1 protein-coding gene is annotated in these 1,024 nt (G+C 75.0%); it reads right to left on the bottom strand.

Annotated elements, in window-relative coordinates; genetic code table 11:
* Nucleotides 1–1,024 (bottom strand): SDR family NAD(P)-dependent oxidoreductase (locus HUW36_RS33400; RefSeq protein WP_174531646.1); only part of this gene is annotated, 1,024 nt, incomplete at both ends.

Genomic DNA, 1,024 nt, shown 5'->3' with positions numbered 1-1,024 from the left:
GGCGGCGTCGAGCAGGGCGGCGCCCTCGACGGCGGTGAGCGGGGTCATGCCGAGGCGGCGCAGCCGCCGCGCGTCGTCCCGGTCGAGGTGGGCGGTCATCGCGCTGGTGGCGGCCCACATGCCCCAGCCGATGCTGGTGGCCGGCAGGCCGTGGGCGCGGCGGTGGATGGCGAGGGCGTCGAGGAACGCGTTGGCGGCGGCGTAGTTGCCCTGCCCGGGCGAACCCAGCGTGGCCGCGAACGACGAGAACAGCACGAACGCGGCCAGGTCGTGGCCGGCGGTGGCCTGGTGCAGGGCCCAGGCGGCGTCCACCTTGGGCCGCATCACCCGGTCCAGCGCGTCGTCGTCCAGCCCGGCGACGGTGGCGTCGGCGACGATCCCGGCGCAGTGGTGGACGGCGGTCAGGTCGACGCCGTCCAGCAGGTTCGCCACGCCGGACCGGTCCGCCAGGTCCACCGAGACGGCCCGCACCCGCGCGCCGCTCGCGGTCAGCTCGTCCACGAGCGCCGCGTACGCCGGGTCGTCGGCGGGGGCACGGCGGGCGGCGAGCAGCAGGTTGCGGGACTGCCCGGTGGCCACCAGGTGCCGCGCGACGACGCCGGCCAGCGCACCGGACGCGCCGGTGACGAGCGTGACGCGGTCCGGGTCGGCGGCAGCCGGAACGGTCAGCACCACCTTGCCCACGTGCCGGGCCTGACTCACATACCGCAGCGCGGTCCGCGCCTGCCGCACGTCCCACGCCCGCACCGGCAACGGCCGCAACGCCCCGCGCTCGAACAGGTCGAGCAGTTCGGCGAGCATCTGCCCGATCCGCTCCCCACCGGCCTCGTTCAGGTCGAACGACCGATAGGCAACACCCTGATGTTCCCGAGCCACCACCTCGGGGTCCCGCAGATCCGTCTTGCCCATCTCCACGAACCGGCCACCGCGCGGCAACAACCGCAACGACGCGTCCACGAACTCCCCCGCCAACGCGTCCAACACCACATCCACACCCGCGCCGCCACTGGCGGCGAGGAACGCC

This window comes from Micromonospora maritima (genome assembly GCF_902825405.1).
GTDB lineage: Bacteria > Actinomycetota > Actinomycetes > Mycobacteriales > Micromonosporaceae > Micromonospora > Micromonospora maritima.
Note: the sequence above shows the minus strand (reverse complement) of the source record. Positions and strands in the feature narration are given on the sequence as shown.